This window comes from Arthrobacter sp. NPDC058192 (assembly GCF_042883665.1).
Lineage (GTDB): Bacteria > Actinomycetota > Actinomycetes > Actinomycetales > Micrococcaceae > Arthrobacter.
The window spans coordinates 1-1,093 of record NZ_JBHVVJ010000044.1 but is presented as its reverse complement, the minus strand read 5'-3'; the positions used below and the strand labels follow the sequence as shown (position 1 = coordinate 1,093).

2 protein-coding genes are annotated in these 1,093 nt (G+C 46.8%); both read right to left on the bottom strand.

The features are described 5' to 3' along the window. Positions 1-612: adenylate kinase (locus tag ACFVVK_RS20495; RefSeq protein ID WP_390271355.1), on the bottom strand; the 612-nt coding region annotated here is incomplete at its 3' end. 90 nt (positions 613-702) lie between these two features. Then, positions 703-1,093 (bottom strand): preprotein translocase subunit SecY (locus ACFVVK_RS20490; RefSeq protein ID WP_390271352.1); only part of this gene is annotated, 391 nt, incomplete at its 5' end.

Below are 1,093 nucleotides of genomic sequence, written 5' to 3'. Positions count from 1 at the left end.
TACAACATCAATGTCCTTCTCGCCGTCGACTTCGCGAAGGAGTCCTTTAGCATTGTAGTAATCGAGTAGAGGGGCTGTCTTGGAAGAATACTCATCCAAGCGTGTGCCTACCTTTTCCTCTGTATCATCTGATCGTTGATACAATTCGCCGCCGTCTTTGTCGCAGATACCTTCGACCTTAGGCGGGTTAAAGATTACATGATAAGTCGTACCAGTCGTCTTCGATATGCGTCTGCCCGTCAAACGAGCAAGCAGCAAACTGCGATCAACTTTTAAATTTACAACATGGTCAATACTGCGTCCGAGCTCCGCAAGCATAACATCAAGTGCTTCTGCTTGCTGCAGTGTGCGAGGAAACCCGTCGAGCAAGAATCCATTTTTGCAATCGGCTTGTTCAAGTCTTTCCTTCACAATGCCGTTCGTGATCTCATCGGGAACGAGCAAGCCTTGATCGACATACTCTTTCGCTTTGATTCCAAGCGCGGTTCCTTGTTTCATAGCGAGACGGAACGCATCGCCAGTGGAAATATGGGGAATACCGAACTCTTCTACGATCCGTTCAGCTTGTGTACCTTTACCGGCGCCCGGAGGGCCCATGAATAAAATGTTCATGCTGAGTTCCTCGCTTTAAGCACAATAGGCTCGGGCGGGCAGCCGCGGAACGCTAGTTGACGATCGCGGAAGCCCGGTCAGAACCTATTGTTATTTATTGATAAACCCTTTGTAATGGCGTTTGATCAACTGGCTCTCAATTTGTTTCATCGTATCCAGTGCAACACCGATAACGATTAGCAATGAGGTGCCGCCTAGCTGCACTGACTTAGGTAATCCAGCAAGTGTACCGAAGAATACCGGAATAACCGAGATAACCGCCAAGAAAATTGCACCTGTCAACGTAATACGCGACATAACGCGTGTTAGGTAAGACGAAGTTGGCTTTCCTGGACGAATACCTGGAATATATCCGCCATTTTTCTTCATTTGATCAGCCATTTGAACCGGATTAATTTGCACGAAAGTGTAGAAGAAGGTAAACCCGATGATTAACAATACGTACAATACCATACCAAGCGGTTGGTCATAGCTCATATTT